This window comes from Nocardioides zeae (genome assembly GCF_010686755.1).
In the GTDB taxonomy this organism is placed as follows: domain Bacteria; phylum Actinomycetota; class Actinomycetes; order Propionibacteriales; family Nocardioidaceae; genus Nocardioides; species Nocardioides zeae.
This window is the reverse complement of sequence record NZ_JAAGXA010000002.1, coordinates 220,057-236,174: the sequence shown is the minus strand read 5'-3', so window position 1 is coordinate 236,174 and position 16,118 is coordinate 220,057. Positions and strand designations below refer to the sequence as shown.

Here is a 16,118-nt window from a genome sequence, read left to right as displayed (position 1 = left end):
TAGGAGGGCACCGGTACGCCGCGGCGCGGTCAGGCGACGACGACCGCCACCATCACGAGGATCGCGAGGGCGAGGCCCCCGCCGCCGAGGGCGACGGCCAGCCCGATCGCGGCGAAGAGCCGACCGTTCTGCACCGGGGTGTCGATCATGGCGCGGCTGGGCGACCGCGGGTCGTAGGCCACGGGCACGGGCCGCCCGGGCGCCATGATCCCGCCCCGCATGCCCGAGCGGCGCCGGTGCCAGGTGCCGGCCTCGTCCTGCCACATGAACGTCGGGTACTGCGACGGGAAGCCGCTCACCGCGCCGTCCCGCGTGGTCACCACCCCCGTCGTGCGCACCCAGTCGCGCGTCATCCCGAGCCGCACGCGTCCCACGACGACGAGCACGAGGCCGACCGCGACGGGGATGAGGGGCACGAGCCAGACGGCGGGAGGCACGCAGGCACCCTAGGACAGCACCGTCCCACCGGCGGAGGAGCGCGACGGAACGGATTCGCGGGGGGCGAGCGGGCGGCGTACCATCCCGCGCAGAGGCGCTGGAGCCGTCATCAGCGGCGAGCCTCCGGAAGAACGGGGAGCCTGCTCCCTCAGTAGAACCGGACGGGTGGGCCCGTCACAGCCCACGAACGAAGCGGTCGTCGCGTCCCGGCAACGGGGGCGGCGGCAAGCGAGGTGGTACCGCGGCGCCCCGGCGTCGTCCTCGTGGCACGAGCAGCAGCCACGCACGACGACCGACCGAACCGACCACCAGGAGCTCCCGCGATGGCCTACCCCCAGGTCTCCACCAGCGGCGCCGACCGCGTCCCGACGTCCCCCCGCTTCCCGGAGATCGAGAAGCAGGTGCTCGCCTACTGGGAGTCGGACGACACGTTCGCGGCGAGCGTCGCGCAGCGCAGCGCCGGTGAGCAGGGCGAGAACGAGTTCGTCTTCTACGACGGCCCGCCGTTCGCCAACGGTCTGCCCCACTACGGCCACCTGCTGACGGGCTACGTCAAGGACATCGTGCCGCGCTACCAGACGATGCGCGGCAAGCGCGTCGAGCGCCGCTTCGGCTGGGACACCCACGGCCTGCCGGCCGAGCTCGAGGCGATGCGCCTGAACGGCATCAAGACCACCGACGAGATCCTCGAGCTGGGCATCGAGAAGTTCAACGACGCCTGCCGGGCCTCGGTGCTGAAGTACACGGGCGAGTGGCAGGACTACGTCACCCGCCAGGCGCGCTGGGTCGACTTCGAGAACGACTACCGCACGCTCAACCCCGACTACATGGAGTCGGTCATCTGGGCGTTCAAGACCCTGCACGAGAAGGGCCTCGTCTACGAGGGCTTCCGCGTGCTGCCGTACTGCTGGAACGACGAGACCCCGCTCTCCAACCACGAGCTGCGGATGGACGACGACGTCTACCAGATGCGGCAGGACCCGGCGGTCACCGTCGGCGTGCGCCTGCACGGCCACGGCCCCGACGGCGGCGACGACCCGCTGGCGGGCGCGCTCGCGCTCGTCTGGACGACGACCCCGTGGACGCTGCCCTCCAACCTCGCGGTCATGGTGGGCGAGGACATCGACTACGTGGTGGTCGAGTCCTCCTTCACCGGTACGCCGGAGCGTTACGTCCTCGCCGAGGCGCGGCTCGCGTCGTACGCGCGGGAGCTGGAGGACGACGCCAGCGAGGGCATCGAGGACCAGGTGGTCGCGCGCTACACGGGCGCCGAGCTGGTCGGGCGCGTCTACACGCCGCCGTTCTCCTACTACGCGGGCCATGAGAACGCGTTCCGGGTCGTCGCGGCCGAGTTCGTCACCACGACCGACGGCACGGGCCTCGTCCACACCGCCGGGGCGTTCGGCGAGGACGACAAGGTCGTCACCGACCGCGAGGGCATCGAGGCCGTCATGCCCGTCGGCAAGGACGGCCGGTTCACCGCGCCGGTGACCGAGTACGCCGGGGTGCAGGTCTTCGACGCGAACCAGCCGATCATCGAGCACCTCAAGAACGCGACGTACGCCCTCGACCACGTCGCCGGCCGCGACGCCACCGACACGGGGTCGGTCTCCTTCGGCACGGTGCTGCTGCGGCGCGAGACCTACGACCACTCCTACCCGCACTGCTGGCGCTGCCGGCAGCCGCTCATCTACAAGGGCGTCTCGTCCTGGTTCGTGGAGGTCACGCGGATCAAGGAGCGGATGCTCGAGCTGAACCAGCAGATCCGCTGGGTGCCCGACCACATCCAGGACGGCCAGTTCGGCAAGTGGCTGGAGAACGCCCGCGACTGGTCGATCACCCGCAACCGCTTCTGGGGCTCCCCGGTGCCGGTGTGGAAGAGCGACGACCCCGCCTACCCCCGGATCGACGTCTACGGCTCCTTCGAGGAGATCGAGCGCGACTTCGGGCGGCTGCCGCGCAACGCGGCGGGAGAGCCCGACCTGCACCGCCCGTTCGTCGACGACCTGGTGCGGCCCAACCCCGACGACCCGCGCCCGGAGGGCGAGCGGAGCACGATGCGGCGCGTCACCGACGTGCTCGACGTGTGGTTCGACTCGGGGTCGATGAGCTTCGCGCAGGTGCACTACCCGTTCGAGAACAAGGAGTGGTTCGACGGCGCGGCGTCGCTGCAGGGCCACTTCCCGGCGGACTTCATCGTCGAGTACATCGGTCAGACCCGCGGCTGGTTCTACACGCTGCACATCCTGGCCACGGCGCTGTTCGACAAGCCGGCGTTCTCGACCTGCATCAGCCACGGCATCGTGCTGGGCAGCGACGGCAACAAGATGAGCAAGTCGCTGCGCAACTACCCCGACGTCTCCGAGGTCTTCGACCGCGACGGCGCGGACGCGATGCGCTGGTTCCTCATGGCCTCGCCGATCCTGCGGGGCGGCAACCTGGTGGTCACGGAGCAGGGCATCCGCGACTGCGTGCGCCAGGTGATGATCCCGCTCTGGAACAGCTGGTACTTCTTCAGCCTCTACGCGAACGCCGAGTCCTACGAGGCGCAGCGGAGCACGGCGTCGACCGATCCGCTGGACCGCTACGTGCTGGCGAAGCTGCGCCAGTACGTCGCCACGATGACCACCCAGCTCGACGAGCTGGCCATCGCGGACGCGTGCGAGACGACCCGTGGGTTCCTCGACGTGCTGACGAACTGGTACATCCGGCGGTCGCGCGAGCGCTTCTGGTCCACCGGCGACGACGTCGACCGGGCCGCGTTCGACACGCTCTTCACGGTGCTCGAGACGGTCTGCCGGGTGACGGCGCCGCTGCTGCCGCTCACCACGGAGGAGGTGTGGCGCGGGCTGACCGGGGGCCGTTCGGTGCACCTCACCGACTGGCCGACGCTCGACGAGCTGCCCGCCGACGACGCGCTCGTCGCCGCGATGGACCTCGTGCGCGAGGTCTGCTCGGCCGGCTCGGCCCTCCGCAAGGGCGCCAAGCTGCGCAACCGCCTCCCGCTCGCCGGGCTGACGGTCGTGGTCGACGACCCGGCGGCGCTCGCCGACGTGCTGCCCGGCTTCGGCGAGCTCGTGGCCGACGAGCTCAACCTCAAGGGCGTGCGGCTCGTCGCCGCCGACGCGGACGAGGCCGCGGCGTACGGCGTCTCCGAGCGTCTCGTGGTCAACGCCCGGGCCGCCGGGCCCCGGCTCGGCAAGGACGTGCAGCGCGCGATCAAGGGCTCCAAGTCGGGCGACTGGTCGGTGGCCGACGACGGGACCGTCACGGCTGGCGGCCTCGCGCTGGTCGAGGGCGAGTACACGCTCGAGACGGTGGCGTCCGGCGGTGACGGCGAGGCGATCGGTGTGCTGCCGGGCGGCGGCTTCGTCGTGCTCGACACGACGGTGACGCCGGAGCTCGCGGCCGAGGGCGTCGCGCGCGACGTCGTCCGGGCCGTGCAGCAGGCGCGCAAGGACGCCGGGCTCGACGTCTCCGACCGCATCGTGCTGGTGCTCGGGGGTGACGAGGACGTGCTCGCCGCGCTCCGCACCCACGAGGCGCTGGTGGCGGGGGAGACGCTCGCGTCGTCGTACACCGTCGGGACCGGCGTGCTGCCCACCGGGGCCCACGTCGCCGACGTGACGGTCGGCGACGGCCAGTCGGTCAGCGTGGCGCTGGCGAAGGCCTGAGCCCTCTTCCTCCAACCCCACCCGGTCGTGGTGTGAGCCCTGCGGAATCCGTGGGCCTCGCACCACGACCGCGGGGGCCGGCGAGTTAGGCTTGCCTAAGTCCACCCACGAGGAGTCCGCATGCCCACCCGCCTGACCGTGACCGGTCGCGCCGCCCTGACCGACCACCTGGTGCGCGTCACGTTCGCCGGCGACCTCGCGTCGTTCGCCGACAGCGTCCACACGGACCGCTACGTCAAGCTGATCTTCGCGCCGGAGGGCACGGAGGTGAGCGAGACCACCGACCTGCGTCGGCTGCAGGCGACCCTGCCGCCGGAGCAGGCGCCCGTGGTGCGCACCTACACGGTGCGGCAGCTCGACGTCGCCCGCGGCACGCTGGCGATCGACTTCGTCGTGCACGGCGACGAGGGCGTCGCCGGGCCCTGGGCGGCCACGGTCGAGCCCGGGGCGGTGCTGTTCGTCAACGGGCCGGGCGGTGCGTACGCCCCCGACCCGGGCGCCGACGCCCACCTCCTCGTCGGCGACGAGTCGGCGCTGCCCGCGGTCGCGGCCGCCGTCGAGGCGCTGCCGGACGACGCGCGCGGCCACGTGCTGCTCGAGGTCGCGGGCCCAGGCGACGAGATGCCGCTCGCGGTGCCGGCCGGAGTCGAGCTGCGCTGGCTGCACCGGGGAGCGTCGTCCTTCGCGACCGACCTCGTCGGCGAGCGCGCTCCGATGGTCGAGGCCGTGCGCGCCCTCGTCGCCGACGGCTGGCCCGCCGGTCGCGTGCAGGTGTTCGTGCACGGCGAGGGCGACGCGGTGATGCACCACGTCCGTCCGCTGCTGAAGGCCCAGGGCGTGGCGCGCGCCGACCTGTCGGTCTCGGCGTACTGGCGCCGCGGCCGCACCGAGGAGGGCTTCCGCGTCTGGAAGCAGGACCTCGCGAAGGCTGCGTCGGGGGCCACCTCCCCCCCCCCGTTTGTCACCGACCGCCGGGGCCACCGCGGCGTACGTGACAACTCGGCGCCGACCGCCCCCGCCCGCCTGCTTGGATGGAGCCATGCCGGACGAGACCCTGGACCTGCACGCGGACGTCGTCACGCTCACCGCGCAGCTCGTCGACATCGCGTCGGTGAGCCTCGAGGAGAAGGCCATCGCCGACGCGGTCGAGGCGGCGCTGAGCCCCTTGCCCCACCTGACCGTCACCCGACGGGGGCACACCGTCGTCGCCCGGACCGATCTCGGCCGTGCCGAGCGCGTCGTCATCGCCGGCCACCTCGACACGGTGCCGCTCAACGACAACCTGCCCCACCGCCGCGAGCAGACCCCCGACGGCGAGCTGCTCCACGGCCTCGGCACCTGCGACATGAAGGGCGGCGACGCCGTCATCCTCAAGCTCGCCGCCGAGCTGGCCGAGCCCAACCGCGACGTCACCTACATCCTCTACGAGGCCGAGGAGATCGAGGCCGAGCACAACGGCCTGCGCAAGCTCAGCCTCTCCGACCCCGACCTGCTCGCCGCCGACTTCGCGATCCTCATGGAGCCCTCCAACGCCGCGGTCGAGGCCGGCTGCCAGGGCACCCTGCGCCTCGAGGTCCGCACCCGCGGCGAGCGGGCCCACTCGGCCCGCAGCTGGCGCGGCTCCAACGCCATCCACGCGGCCGGCGAGGTGCTGGCCCGGCTCGCGGCGTACGAGGCCCGACGCCCCGTCATCGACGGCCTCGAGTACCACGAGGGCCTCAACGCCGTCTTCGTCTCCGGCGGCGTCGCCGGCAACGTCGTCCCCGACGAGTGCGTCGTCACCGTCAACCACCGCTTCGCCCCCGACCGCACCGAGGCGGAGGCCGCGGCCTTCGTGCGGGAGTTCTTCGCGGGGTACGACGTCGTGGTCACCGACTCCGCCCCCGGCGCACTGCCCGGGCTCGGCGTCCCGGCCGCGGCCGCGTTCGTCGAGGCGGTCGGCGGGCAGGTCGCGCCGAAGTTCGGCTGGACCGACGTGGCCCGCTTCAGCGCCCTCGGCATCCCGGCGGTCAACTTCGGGCCGGGCGACCCCATGTACGCCCACAAGCAGGACGAGTTCGTCCCCGCCGCCGACATCGTGCGCTGCGAGCAGCAGCTGCGGTCGTGGCTGGGCGCACCCGCCACCCCGTACGACGAGGAGCGGCCATGACCGACCACGAGACCGGCCTGGGGGAGGGCTCCGACCCGGCCGCGGTGGAGAGCGAGCGGGCGCCGATGCCCACGGGCCCGGAGCGGGTGCCGCAGGCGTCCGTGCCGCTCCGCGAGCGCATCAAGCGGCGCGGTCCCATGCTGCTGCGCCGCGGCCAGGTCGACCTGACGACCACCGACCAGCGGCTGCTCGACTCGGCCGGCGAGGCCGACTGGGTGCACACCGACCCGTGGCGCGTCATGCGGATCCAGGCCGAGTTCGTCGAGGGCTTCGGCGCGCTGGCCGAGCTGGGCCCCGCGATCGGCGTCTTCGGCTCGGCGCGGACCGCGGTGGACCACCCGCAGTACGCCCAGGCGGAGGAGGTCGGCCGCCTGCTCGCCGAGGCGGGCTTCGCCGTCATCACCGGTGGCGGTCCGGGCGCGATGGAGGCCGCCAACAAGGGCGCGTCCGAGGCGGGCGGCGTGAGCGTCGGCCTCGGCATCGAGCTGCCCTTCGAGACGGGCCTCAACGCGTGGGTCGACAAGGGCATCAACTTCCGCTACTTCTTCGCGCGCAAGACGATGTTCGTGAAGTACTCGAGCGGGTTCGTCGTGCTCCCCGGCGGCGTCGGCACGCTCGACGAGCTGTTCGAGGCCCTCACGCTGGTGCAGACGCAGAAGGTCACCCGGTTCCCGGTGGTGCTGCTCGGCACGGCGTACTGGCAGGGGCTCATCGACTGGATGCGCGACGTGCTGCTGGCCGACGGGAAGATCCGCGAGTCCGACCTCGACCACCTGCACCTCACCGACGACCCCGCGGACGCGGTGCGCCACGTCCTCGACCGGCTCGAGGCGGACGGCGTCGCCCGTCCGTCGGGCTCCTACCCCGAGTGACGGGGGACGGCTGATGGTCTGGATCTTCGCGGTGCTCGCCGTCGCGGCGATGGCGGGCGTGGCGGCGGTGGCCGCCGGGCACGGCGCACCGATGGCGCCGGAGCACGGGGACCGGCCGGACGCGGGGGTGCCCCCGACGGGTCGGCTCACCGCCGACGACCTGCGCGCCGTGCGCTTCCCGGTGGTGCTCCGCGGCTACCGGCAGGCCGACGTCGACGCGCTCCTCGAGCGGCTCGCCGCCCAGCAGGAGGGCATCGACCTCTACCGCCCGCCCGCCGTCGCCCCCGAGGTCCCGGATGGCGATGCGGCCGACCGTGAGGCACACTGACCCGCCGTGATCCCCGTCCCGAGCTCACTCGCCGTCTACGCGCTGACCGCGTTCTGCGCGGTGGTCGTCGTGGTGACCCGTTGGATCCTCGGCAGCGGCCGCTCCACGGGCCACGGCGTCTCGCCGCTGGTGCTCGGCGCCCACACCGGCGCGGGCCTGCTGGCGACCGTCGTGTGGACGGTCTTCGTCCTCGTCCCCGCCGACGGCGAGGCCTGGCACTCGGCCCTGGGTGCCGTGGGGCTGGGCGCCTGGTGGGTCACGGGCTGGTTCGGGGTGCTCCTGCTCGGGCGCTGGCTCCCGAGCCGCGGCCGTCACTCGGACGCCCGCGACCGGCGCTGGTTCCTCGGCCTGCTCCTCGCCGTCGTCGGCCACGTGGGCGTGCTGGTCTCCGGCGTCGTCTTCACGCTGGGCTACCTCTTCGGCGCCGTCTGAGGAATCGGCCCGCAGGGACTGTGTCCTGTGCCACGATGCGGTATGAAGCCGCTGCGCTCGTCTCGGGTCCCGTTCTTCTCCCTCCTCGTCGGCCTCCTCGCCGTCGCGCTGCTCGTCGGGTCGCCGGTGGCCCAGGCCGAGCCGCGCGTGGTGGCGGTGCCACCGGCGCCCGCCGCCGCGGTCGCGCCCGCGCAGCGAAGCCCTACACGCAGTCCGCGACGTGGGTCTACGGCCGCACCGCCCAGGGCCGCGACCTCGTGGCCTACCGGGTGGGCAACTACGACGCGAAGTTCACCGCGATGGTCGTCGTGGGCATGCACGGCAACGAGCGGGGCGTCAACGGCATCGCGACCGGTCTGCGCGAGCTCGCGGCCCAGGGCCGGTTCACGGCGGTCGACCTCTGGATCGTGCCCGCCTACAACCCCGACGGGCTGGTGGTGAACCGCCGCCAGAACTCCCGCGGTGTCGACCTCAACCGCAACTTCCCGCAGAACTGGCGACCCCTGACCGGCAACTACTACGCGGGCAACCAGGCGGCCTCGGAGGTCGAGACGCACAGCTTCATGAAGGTGCTCGACCGGGCGCGGCCCGACCTGCTGCTCAGCTTCCACCAGCCGCTCAACGGCGTGGACATCGACACGAAGTACCCGAGCTGGTCGCGCTACGTCGCCGAGGGCCTCAACCTGCCGCTCAAGAACTTCAACTGCGGCGGCGTCTGCTCGGGCACGATGACGGGCTGGTACAACGCGCGCTACCCCGGCATCGCCATGACGGTGGAGTACGGCGCGAAGCCCGACGCCACCTACATGCGCACCTACGCGCCGCGTCGCGTGGCCGCCCTCTTCCAGCGTGCGGGCGGCGCGTCCTGAGGTCTCGCGTCGACGACGGGGATCAATAGGGGATAATGGCGTGCAGCACGTCGCGGGGGAGTGCGCTGGCATCACCCCGTTCGAACTTGACGAGAGAAGAGGTGCACGGATGGCGGCGATGAAGCCGAGGACCGGTGACGGTCCGCTCGAGGTCACCAAGGAGGGTCGCGGCATCGTCATGCGCGTTCCCCTCGAGGGCGGTGGCCGCCTCGTCGTGGAGCTCAACGCCGAGGAGGCCGGCAACCTCGGTGACGCCCTCAAGGCCGTCGTCTCCTGACACGTGTCGCCTGACGCCCCGACCGACGCCGTCCACGACGTGCTCGGCCTCCCGCTGAGCGGGCTGCCCCCGCAGCCCGCCCCGCCGGAGGTCGAGCGCCGCGACTCCCTCACCGCGACCTGGGACGACCCCGTCCGTGGTGCGGTGCTCGCCGTCGCGGTGCTGCCCCCGCCCTCCGCCGACGACGACGCCGACGGGGCCGACGGGTCCGACGGGGCCGAGGGGGACGCCGACGGCCCACACCTCGAGATCGGTCCCGGTGGGGCCGAGGTCGCCGAGCGGTGGGGCGTCGACCTCCACGCCGAGCTGGCCGCCCACCGGGCGACCGGCCGGGCAGGCGAGGTCACGCGCGTCCCGCTGCTCGGGCCGGGGGACGACGAGGTGCGGCTCCTGCTGCTCGTCGGCGTCGGCGCCGGCCGCGTCGAGGACCTGCGCCGGGCCGGGGCGGCGACCGCCCGCGCCGGGGCGGGCCGTGCCGCCGTGACGAGCACCGTCGCGGCCGTCGCCGAGAGCGACGACGCGCTCGCGGCGTACGTCGTGGGGGCCACCCTGGGTGCGTTCGCCTTCCGCTGGTCCGAGCGCGAGGCCGAGCGGCCCCCGCTCGGCGTGCTCGTGCTCGTGGGCCTCCCCGACGACGACGCCGTGGCCAGCGTCGTCGACCGTGCCGTCGCGGTCGCCCGCGCCGGCTGGACGTCGCGCCTCCTCGCGACGGTCCCCTCCAACGTGAAGTCCCCGCGCTGGCTCGCCGACCAGGCGGAGGCCCTCGCCGCGCAGCACGGCCTCGAGGTCGAGGTGACCGAGGCTGCGGAGCTGGAGCGGCGGGGCTTCGGCGGCATCGTCGCCGTCGGTCGCGCGTCGGCGACGCCGCCCGCGCTGATCCGTCTCGACTACACGCCGCCGGGGCTGTCCCGCGCCGCCGCGCGCCGCGCGCCGCGGGTCGTGCTGGTCGGCAAGGGCATCACCTTCGACACCGGGGGCCTCTCGATCAAGCCCGCCGAGGGCATGCGCACGATGAAGCGCGACATGACCGGCGGCGCCGTCGTCGTCGCCACGCTGGCCGCGCTGGCGTCCGTCGGCTGCCCCGTGCGGGTGACGGGCCTCGTCGCCGCCGCGGAGAACGCGGTCGGCGGCGACGCGCTGCGTCCGGGCGACGTGCTGCGGCAGTACGGCGGGCGCACCACGGAGGTCACCAACACCGACGCCGAGGGGCGGCTCGTGCTGGCCGACGCGCTCGCCTACGCGGTGGACCGCCTCGACCCCGCCGTGCTCGTCGACGTCGCCACGCTGACCGGAGCGGGCAAGGTCGCGCTCGGCCTCCGCACCGGTGGCCTGTTCGCCACCTCCGACCCGCTCGCCGAGGCGCTGCTCGCCTCCGGGAGCCGGGCGGGCGAGCCGCTGTGGCGCCTGCCGCTGGCCGACGTCTACGAGGAGAAGCTCGCCTCGACGATCGCGGACGCCGACAACGCACCGGGAGGCCCGGGCGCCATCACGGCCGCCCTCTTCCTGCGCCACTTCGTCGGCGACGTGCCGTGGGCCCACCTCGACATCGCGTCGGTCGGGGACGCCGCGAAGGACGCCGACGAGTGGACCTCGGGCCCGACGGGCTTCGGCCCCCGGCTGCTGCTCGACTGGCTCGCCGGACGGGACGGCCGCGTCAGCGGGTTCTGACGCCTGACCGCCGCCGGTGCCCCGCCGGCGGTCGTCCGGCCGTCAGCCGATCTTCTTCGCGGCGAGCAGGCCGTCGCCGACGGGCAGCAGCACCGGCACGAGCTCCTCGGAGGCCGCGACCTCGCGGCCCAGGTCACGGATCGCGACGGTGGTCTCGTCGCGCTTGGCCGGGTCGGCGACCCGGTCGTGCCACAGGGCGTTGTCGAACACGACGACGCCGCCCGGGCGCAGCAGGCGCAGGGCCGCCGTGAGGTACGCCGCGTACTCCAGCTTGTCGCCGTCGCAGAGCACCAGGTCGTAGTGGCCGTCGGTCAGCCGCGGCAGCACGTCGAGGGCCGCGCCGGGGATCGCCCGCACCCGCTGCGACGGGATGCCGGCCTCCGCGAACGTCTCCTTCGCGAGCCGCTGGTGCTCGGCCTCGACGTCGACGCTGGTCAGCACGCCGTCGGCCCGCATGCCCCGCAGCAGCCACAGGCCGGAGACGCCGGTGCCCGTCCCGATCTCGACGACCGCGCGGGCGTCGAGCACGGCGGCGAGGAAGCGCAGCGCGGCACCCGCACCGGGGCTCACGGGGACGACGCCGACCTCCTCCGCCCGGGCACGCGCGCCGAGCAGCACCTCGTCCTCGGCGACGAGCTCCTCGGAGTAGGTCCAGCTCGCGGCGGTGATGGGGGTGGTGATGACGGCCTCCTGGGTGCGCTGCGGGCGGGGAACGCCCTGACCTCGAACTCTATGCTCTTAGGCCCCTGCTCCGCGCGGCCCCGCTCCGCGGCGTACGGCGTCGGCGCCCGTTCGAAGGAACCGGTGCGCGCCTGCGGGAACTATCGGGCCGAATCACAGGTTGTTCTCAGTACGCGTCACTAGATTGCTGCGCATCGCGCACCGGCCTGCGAGTCGCTGGTGTGGGATGGGTGCCGACGGGGTAGAGCCCCGCCGGACGCAGCTCCGGGACCGCCGGTCCCGGTGACGTGGTGCGACGAGAGACGGAGTGGTTCGGTGAGCGACGGTGGCCCTGTGAGTGGCCGAGGCGAGAGTCCCGCGGGCAGCGGGGGAGCGGCGAGCACGTCCTGGGAGGACGTGGTCACGCGCCACTCCGACCGGGTGTTCCGGCTCGCCTACCGACTGACCGGCAACCGCCCCGACGCCGAGGACCTGACGCAGGAGGTCTTCGTCCGGGTCTTCCGCAGCCTCGACGGCTTCACCGAGACCGAGACCGGCTCCTTCGAGGGCTGGCTGCACCGCATCACCACGAACCTGTTCCTCGACCAGGCGCGCCGCAAGCAGCGCCTGCGCTTCGACGCGCTCTCCACCGAGCGCGCGGAGGCCATGGCGGCGAGCGCCCCGGGCCCGGCGGCCTCCGTCGGCGACCGCACGTTCGACGACGACGTCGAGGCCGCGCTCGCCCAGCTCTCGCCGGAGTTCCGCGTCGCGGTGGTGCTGTGCGACGTCGAGGGCATGACCTACGACGAGATCGCCGACATCCTCGGCGTCAAGATCGGCACGGTGCGCTCGCGCATCCACCGTGGTCGCGCCCAGCTCCGCCAGGCACTGGCCCACCGCGCGCCGTCCGGCGGCCGCACGCGCTACGCCGGCCCGCGCACCGGTCCGCTCCCCGCCGTGCGCACCGCCGCCCACGGGGCGGCCGAGGCGGCGCGCCGCGTCACGACCGGCACCGCCGAGGGCCTGGTGGGCCGTCGCATGGCTCCCGCGGGTCCGAGGTGAGCCGATGACGATCCTGGGTCACCTCGGCGGCACCACGATCAGCGACCTGCTCGACGACCGTCTCGCCGAGCACGACGCCGAGCTGGCGTGGGCCCACGTCGACGACTGCGACGTCTGCCAGCAGCACCTCGAGACCGAGGCCTGGGTCAAGAACGCCCTCTCGGCGCTCCCCGAGCCGCGGTGCGGTCTCTCCGAGGCGTTCCGGGGCCGGTTGTGCGACGACGAGCTCATCGCGTCCTACGCCCAGGCCGGGTCGTGGGTCCTGCCCCCCACGGCGGCCGACCAGCGCCGCCACCGCTGGACCCTCGCGGCGGTCGGCGGCGGCGCCGTCGGCGCCGCCATGCTCGGCGTGGTCGCCCTGGGGGCGACCTCCCCGGCCCCGGCGCCGACCAACCGGCCCGCGGCGTCGAGCTACACCGCGATCTCCGAGGTGTTCCGGTCCACCGTCCCGACGTCCCGCTCCGACTCCCGGCCCGCCGAGGCCGAGGGCGACGGAGCCCGCCGGTGACGGGACGCGACGCCGAGGGGGAGCCGCGCGAGCACCACGACGAGCACCCGTCGGAGTCGACGCGCCCGCTCGCGTCGTACCCGGCCCCGGGCGCCGACCCGGCGGCGCGCCACGAGGCGCCCCGCGACGACGACACCCAGGACTTCCCCCTGCTCGGCCGGGCCCACGGCGACGTCCCGAAGCACGCCGCGGGCAGCGGCTCCGGGCTGCTGCCGGTGGCGCCGGCCGGTGCGACGCGGGCGCGGCGCACCGCTGTGCCCGGCTGGTTGATCCCCACCGTCGTCCTCCTGGCGCTGGTCGTCGGAGCGGGTGGCGGCGCGCTGGGAGGGATGGCCTACCAGACGTCCCGGGACGACGACGGCGGCTCCGGCCGGGGGTCGCAGGTCGGTGGCACCGAGGGGCTGGACGTGGACACCAGCCCGCCCCTCGACGAGGACAACACGTCGGTGGCGGCGGTCGCCTCGGAGCTGCTCCCCAGCACGCTGCAGGTGTTCGCCCTGTCGGAGGACGGCGACGACGCGACCGGCTCGGGCTTCGTGTTCGACACCGAGGGCCACATCATCACCAACAACCACGTCATCGAGTCCGCGGTCGACGGCGGCACCGTCGAGGTGCAGGCCACCGACGGCCGCAAGTTCGAGGTCGAGGTCGTGGGCCGCAGCCCGGTCTACGACATCGCCGTGCTGCGCGCGGACGAGGCCCGGGAGATGGCCCCGGTGTCCTTCGGCTCCGCCGACGACCTCGTCGTGGGCGAGGGTGTCGTCGCGATCGGCTCGCCGCTCGGCCTCGCCGCGACCGTGACGGCCGGCATCGTGAGCGCCAAGAACCGGCCCGTGACCACGGGCAACGCCGACGACGGCGCGTCCTACATCAACGCCGTGCAGACCGACGCCGCCATCAACCCCGGCAACTCGGGCGGACCGCTCGTCGACCTCGCCGGGCAGGTGGTGGGCGTGAACTCGGCGATCGCCACCACCGGCGGCATCAGCGGCTCCGGCGGCAGCATCGGGGTCGGCTTCGCGATCCCCTCCGAGCAGGTGCTCCGCACGGCCGGTCAGATCATCGCGGACGGCGAGGCGACGTACCCGGTCATCGGCGCCCAGGTGCAGGTCGGCGGCGAGGGTGCCGGGGAGGGCGCGCTCGTCGACGAGGTCAACGAGGGCAGTCCGGCGGAGGACGCCGGGCTGGTCGAGGGCGACGTCGTGACCGCCGTCAACGGCCAGGTCGTGACGGGTGGCGCGGAGCTCATCGTGGCGCTGCGCAGCTACGCGCCCGGTGACGAGGTCGAGCTGACGGTGCTGCGCGACGGCGACGAGCGGACGGTCGAGATCGTGCTCGGCGAGCAGACCGGCTGACCCTCCTCCACAGGTCGGCGGTGGGTGGGGGCGGGGACGCCCCGACGGTGGCAGAGTAGGGCCATGGCCTCGCCCCGCTTCCTCACGCTCGCCGACGTCGCCGAGGTGCTCAACACCTCGAGCGCGCAGGTGTACGCACTGGTCCGCCGTGGTGACCTCCCGGCGATCAAGATCGGCGGCCGGGGCCAGTGGCGGGTCGAGGACGAGCAGCTGGAGGCCTACATCCAGCGGATGTACGCGGAGACGCGCCAGTTCGTCGACGCGCACCCCTACGTGGAGGAGACGACCGACGCGGACTCACGGGCCTGATCGCGCGCGATGAGCGCCCGGGATCGCATCAGGTCGGGCCGCGCCCTGCCGATCGGTCACGACGTGCCCCTCCCGCGCATCTCCCTCCCCTCCCGACCCTCCGTGCGCCGCGTGAGCGCGCTCGTCGGCCTGCTGGTGACGACGCTGCTGGCCGCCGGTGTCGACGCGTCCGGGGCGGCCCCGGCCGTCGCCGGGTCCGGCGCCTCGGCCGTCGTGACCACGCCGTCGTTCGTCGTCACGTCCCCGACGTCCGGCGCACGCCGTCTCACGACGGTGGCGACGACCACGAAGGCCGCCACCGTCACCTTCACCGTCGACCCCACGCGTCCGCAGCAGACGTGGTGGGGGACGGGCGCGGCGCTGACGGACGCCTCCGTCGGTCTGCTGGCCGGCAGCCCCGAGGCGCTGCGCCTCCTCTTCGACCCGACCCGTGCCGACGGCGCCCGGCTGGACGCCCTGCGCCTGCCCCTGAGCGCGACCGACTTCTCACCCACGTCGTGGACCTGGTCGTGGGACGGCACCGCCGCGAGCCCGGCGCCCGAGGCGCTGCGGGCGATCTCGACGATCACCCAGGGCATCCTCCCGCTGCGGCCCGACCTGCGCGTCGTGGCGGCCGGCTGGAGCGCCCCGGCGGCGATGAAGACCACCGGTTCCGTGCGGGGCGGGGGCCTGCGCAGCGAGAGCACGGCGTCGTACGGCGCGTTCCTGGTCTCCCAGGCCCAGGAGCTGCAGCGGCGAGGGGTGCCTCTGCGCGCCGTGACGCTGGGCAACGAGCCCGGCCACTCGTCGGACTACGCGACGATGACGATGGACGTCGCGCAGATGGCCGAGCTCGGGCGGCAGGTGCGCCCGCGGCTGCCGAGCGACGTGGCCCTGTGGGCCGGCGACCACAACTGGGAGCACCGCTGGGCCTACGACCAGATCGTGGCTGCGGCCCCCGGATCGTTCGACGGGTCGGCGTACCACTGCTACGGCGGCACGCCGTCCCAGATGAACGGCCCGACGCCGTTCCGCATCATCACGGAGTGCACGGGCACCACCGACGGCTGGGCCAGCAGCTTCGCCTGGCAGCTGCGCAACCTGGTCGCCGAGCCGGTGGCCAACGGCTCCTCGGGGCTGCTGATGTGGAACCTCGCCCTCGACCCGTCCAACGGTCCGATCGACGCCGCGTCGCGCTACGGCTGCCGCAGCTGCCGGGGCCTCGTCACGGTCGACGGCACGCGGGTCAGCCCGGGACCGGAGTTCTACCTGCTCGCCCACCTGACGCGGGCCGCGCAGCCGGGCGCCCGGGTGCTGCCCGTCGCCTCGTCGGCCGCCGGCACCGCCGTCGCCGCCTTCCGCAACCCCGACGGCACGACGGGCGTCGTCGGCGTCAACCACACGACGAGCGCCCAGGTCGTGGCGGTGAAGGTCGGGTCGACCACGCGGCGGTACGCCGTGGGCGCGGGCGAGCTGTTCACCTACCGCACGCCGTAGATCGCGCCGGCCGGTGCCGACGGAACGCCGACACGACCGAG

General features: G+C 73.9%; 15 protein-coding genes and 1 pseudogene. 14 read left to right on the top strand and 2 right to left on the bottom strand.

Annotation, left to right across the window (positions count from 1 at the left end):
- Positions 1–29 precede the first annotated feature (29 nt).
- Complete coding sequence (locus tag G3T38_RS04425) at positions 30–437, bottom strand: DUF3592 domain-containing protein (RefSeq protein WP_163770866.1); 408 nt, start codon at positions 435–437, stop codon at positions 30–32.
- A gap of 324 nt (positions 438–761) precedes the next feature.
- Between G3T38_RS04425 and ileS the strand changes: the two genes are divergently transcribed.
- The 9 genes and pseudogenes from ileS to G3T38_RS04380 all read left to right on the top strand — a co-directional run bounded on the left by ileS (position 762) and on the right by G3T38_RS04380 (position 10,707).
- Complete coding sequence (gene ileS / locus G3T38_RS04420) at positions 762–4,112, top strand: isoleucine--tRNA ligase (protein WP_163770865.1); 3,351 nt, start codon at positions 762–764, stop codon at positions 4,110–4,112.
- Positions 4,113–4,232: 120 nt separating this feature from the next.
- A pseudogene (locus G3T38_RS21145) lies at positions 4,233–4,982 on the top strand (siderophore-interacting protein); the annotation flags it as partial.
- Positions 4,983–5,151: 169 nt separating this feature from the next.
- Positions 5,152–6,261 carry a succinyl-diaminopimelate desuccinylase gene (gene dapE / locus G3T38_RS04410; protein ID WP_163770864.1) on the top strand — a complete coding sequence of 370 codons (1,110 nt, stop codon included), beginning with the start codon at positions 5,152–5,154 and terminating at the stop codon, positions 6,259–6,261.
- A gap of 137 nt (positions 6,262–6,398) precedes the next feature.
- Complete coding sequence (locus tag G3T38_RS04405; RefSeq protein WP_241728518.1) at positions 6,399–7,133, top strand: LOG family protein; 735 nt, start codon at positions 6,399–6,401, stop codon at positions 7,131–7,133.
- Positions 7,134–7,146: 13 nt separating this feature from the next.
- Positions 7,147–7,461: a DivIVA domain-containing protein gene (locus tag G3T38_RS04400; protein ID WP_241728465.1), complete on the top strand. Its 315-nt coding sequence runs from the start codon at positions 7,147–7,149 to the stop codon at positions 7,459–7,461.
- A gap of 6 nt (positions 7,462–7,467) precedes the next feature.
- Positions 7,468–7,893, top strand: a complete 426-nt coding sequence (locus G3T38_RS04395; RefSeq protein WP_163770863.1) for a hypothetical protein — start codon at positions 7,468–7,470, stop codon at positions 7,891–7,893.
- Positions 7,894–7,928: 35 nt separating this feature from the next.
- Positions 7,929–8,762: a DUF2817 domain-containing protein gene (locus G3T38_RS04390; RefSeq protein WP_174267605.1), complete on the top strand. Its 834-nt coding sequence runs from the start codon at positions 7,929–7,931 to the stop codon at positions 8,760–8,762.
- 109 nt (positions 8,763–8,871) lie between these two features.
- Complete coding sequence (locus G3T38_RS04385) at positions 8,872–9,039, top strand: DUF3117 domain-containing protein (protein WP_163770861.1); 168 nt, start codon at positions 8,872–8,874, stop codon at positions 9,037–9,039.
- A 3-nt stretch (positions 9,040–9,042) separates the two neighbouring features.
- On the top strand, positions 9,043–10,707 hold the full coding sequence (locus tag G3T38_RS04380; protein ID WP_338037463.1) for a leucyl aminopeptidase family protein: 1,665 nt from the start codon (positions 9,043–9,045) through the stop codon (positions 10,705–10,707).
- Positions 10,708–10,749: 42 nt separating this feature from the next.
- On the opposite strand, the gene G3T38_RS04375 is transcribed toward G3T38_RS04380, so the two are convergent.
- Positions 10,750–11,388: a class I SAM-dependent methyltransferase gene (locus G3T38_RS04375; RefSeq protein ID WP_163770999.1), complete on the bottom strand. Its 639-nt coding sequence runs from the start codon at positions 11,386–11,388 to the stop codon at positions 10,750–10,752.
- Between the two features lie 333 nt (positions 11,389–11,721).
- Between G3T38_RS04375 and sigE the strand changes: the two genes are divergently transcribed.
- The 5 genes from sigE (at position 11,722) to G3T38_RS04350 (ending at position 16,077) form a co-directional block, all read left to right on the top strand.
- Positions 11,722–12,429, top strand: coding sequence for an RNA polymerase sigma factor SigE (gene sigE / locus G3T38_RS04370; RefSeq protein ID WP_338037462.1), 708 nt, complete (start codon positions 11,722–11,724; stop codon positions 12,427–12,429).
- A gap of 4 nt (positions 12,430–12,433) precedes the next feature.
- Positions 12,434–12,937: an anti-sigma factor gene (locus tag G3T38_RS04365; protein WP_163770859.1), complete on the top strand. Its 504-nt coding sequence runs from the start codon at positions 12,434–12,436 to the stop codon at positions 12,935–12,937.
- Positions 12,934–14,292, top strand: coding sequence for a trypsin-like peptidase domain-containing protein (locus tag G3T38_RS04360; protein WP_163770858.1), 1,359 nt, complete (start codon positions 12,934–12,936; stop codon positions 14,290–14,292). The genes G3T38_RS04365 and G3T38_RS04360 overlap by 4 nt, the downstream gene beginning before the upstream one ends.
- A gap of 63 nt (positions 14,293–14,355) precedes the next feature.
- Positions 14,356–14,601: a helix-turn-helix domain-containing protein gene (locus G3T38_RS04355; protein WP_163770857.1), complete on the top strand. Its 246-nt coding sequence runs from the start codon at positions 14,356–14,358 to the stop codon at positions 14,599–14,601.
- Between the two features lie 9 nt (positions 14,602–14,610).
- The gene (locus G3T38_RS04350; protein WP_163770856.1) at positions 14,611–16,077 is read left to right on the top strand and encodes a glycoside hydrolase family 30 protein; all 1,467 of its coding nucleotides are present in this window, start codon (positions 14,611–14,613) and stop codon (positions 16,075–16,077) included.
- The last annotated feature ends 41 nt before the right edge of the window (positions 16,078–16,118 follow it).

Excerpts from the sequence above, each read along its gene's own strand:
- ileS (WP_163770865.1), top strand. The coding sequence starts at position 762 with ATGGCCTACCCCCAGGTCTCCACCAGCGGCGCCGACCGCGTCCCGACG.
- dapE (WP_163770864.1), top strand. The coding sequence starts at position 5,152 with ATGCCGGACGAGACCCTGGACCTGCACGCGGACGTCGTCACGCTCACC.
- G3T38_RS04405 (WP_241728518.1), top strand. The coding sequence starts at position 6,399 with ATGCTGCTGCGCCGCGGCCAGGTCGACCTGACGACCACCGACCAGCGG.
- G3T38_RS04400 (WP_241728465.1), top strand. The coding sequence starts at position 7,147 with ATGGTCTGGATCTTCGCGGTGCTCGCCGTCGCGGCGATGGCGGGCGTG.
- G3T38_RS04390 (WP_174267605.1), top strand. The coding sequence starts at position 7,929 with ATGCGGTATGAAGCCGCTGCGCTCGTCTCGGGTCCCGTTCTTCTCCCT.
- G3T38_RS04385 (WP_163770861.1), top strand. The coding sequence starts at position 8,872 with ATGGCGGCGATGAAGCCGAGGACCGGTGACGGTCCGCTCGAGGTCACC.
- G3T38_RS04365 (WP_163770859.1), top strand. The coding sequence starts at position 12,434 with ATGACGATCCTGGGTCACCTCGGCGGCACCACGATCAGCGACCTGCTC.
- G3T38_RS04355 (WP_163770857.1), top strand. The coding sequence starts at position 14,356 with ATGGCCTCGCCCCGCTTCCTCACGCTCGCCGACGTCGCCGAGGTGCTC.
- G3T38_RS04350 (WP_163770856.1), top strand. The coding sequence starts at position 14,611 with ATGAGCGCCCGGGATCGCATCAGGTCGGGCCGCGCCCTGCCGATCGGT.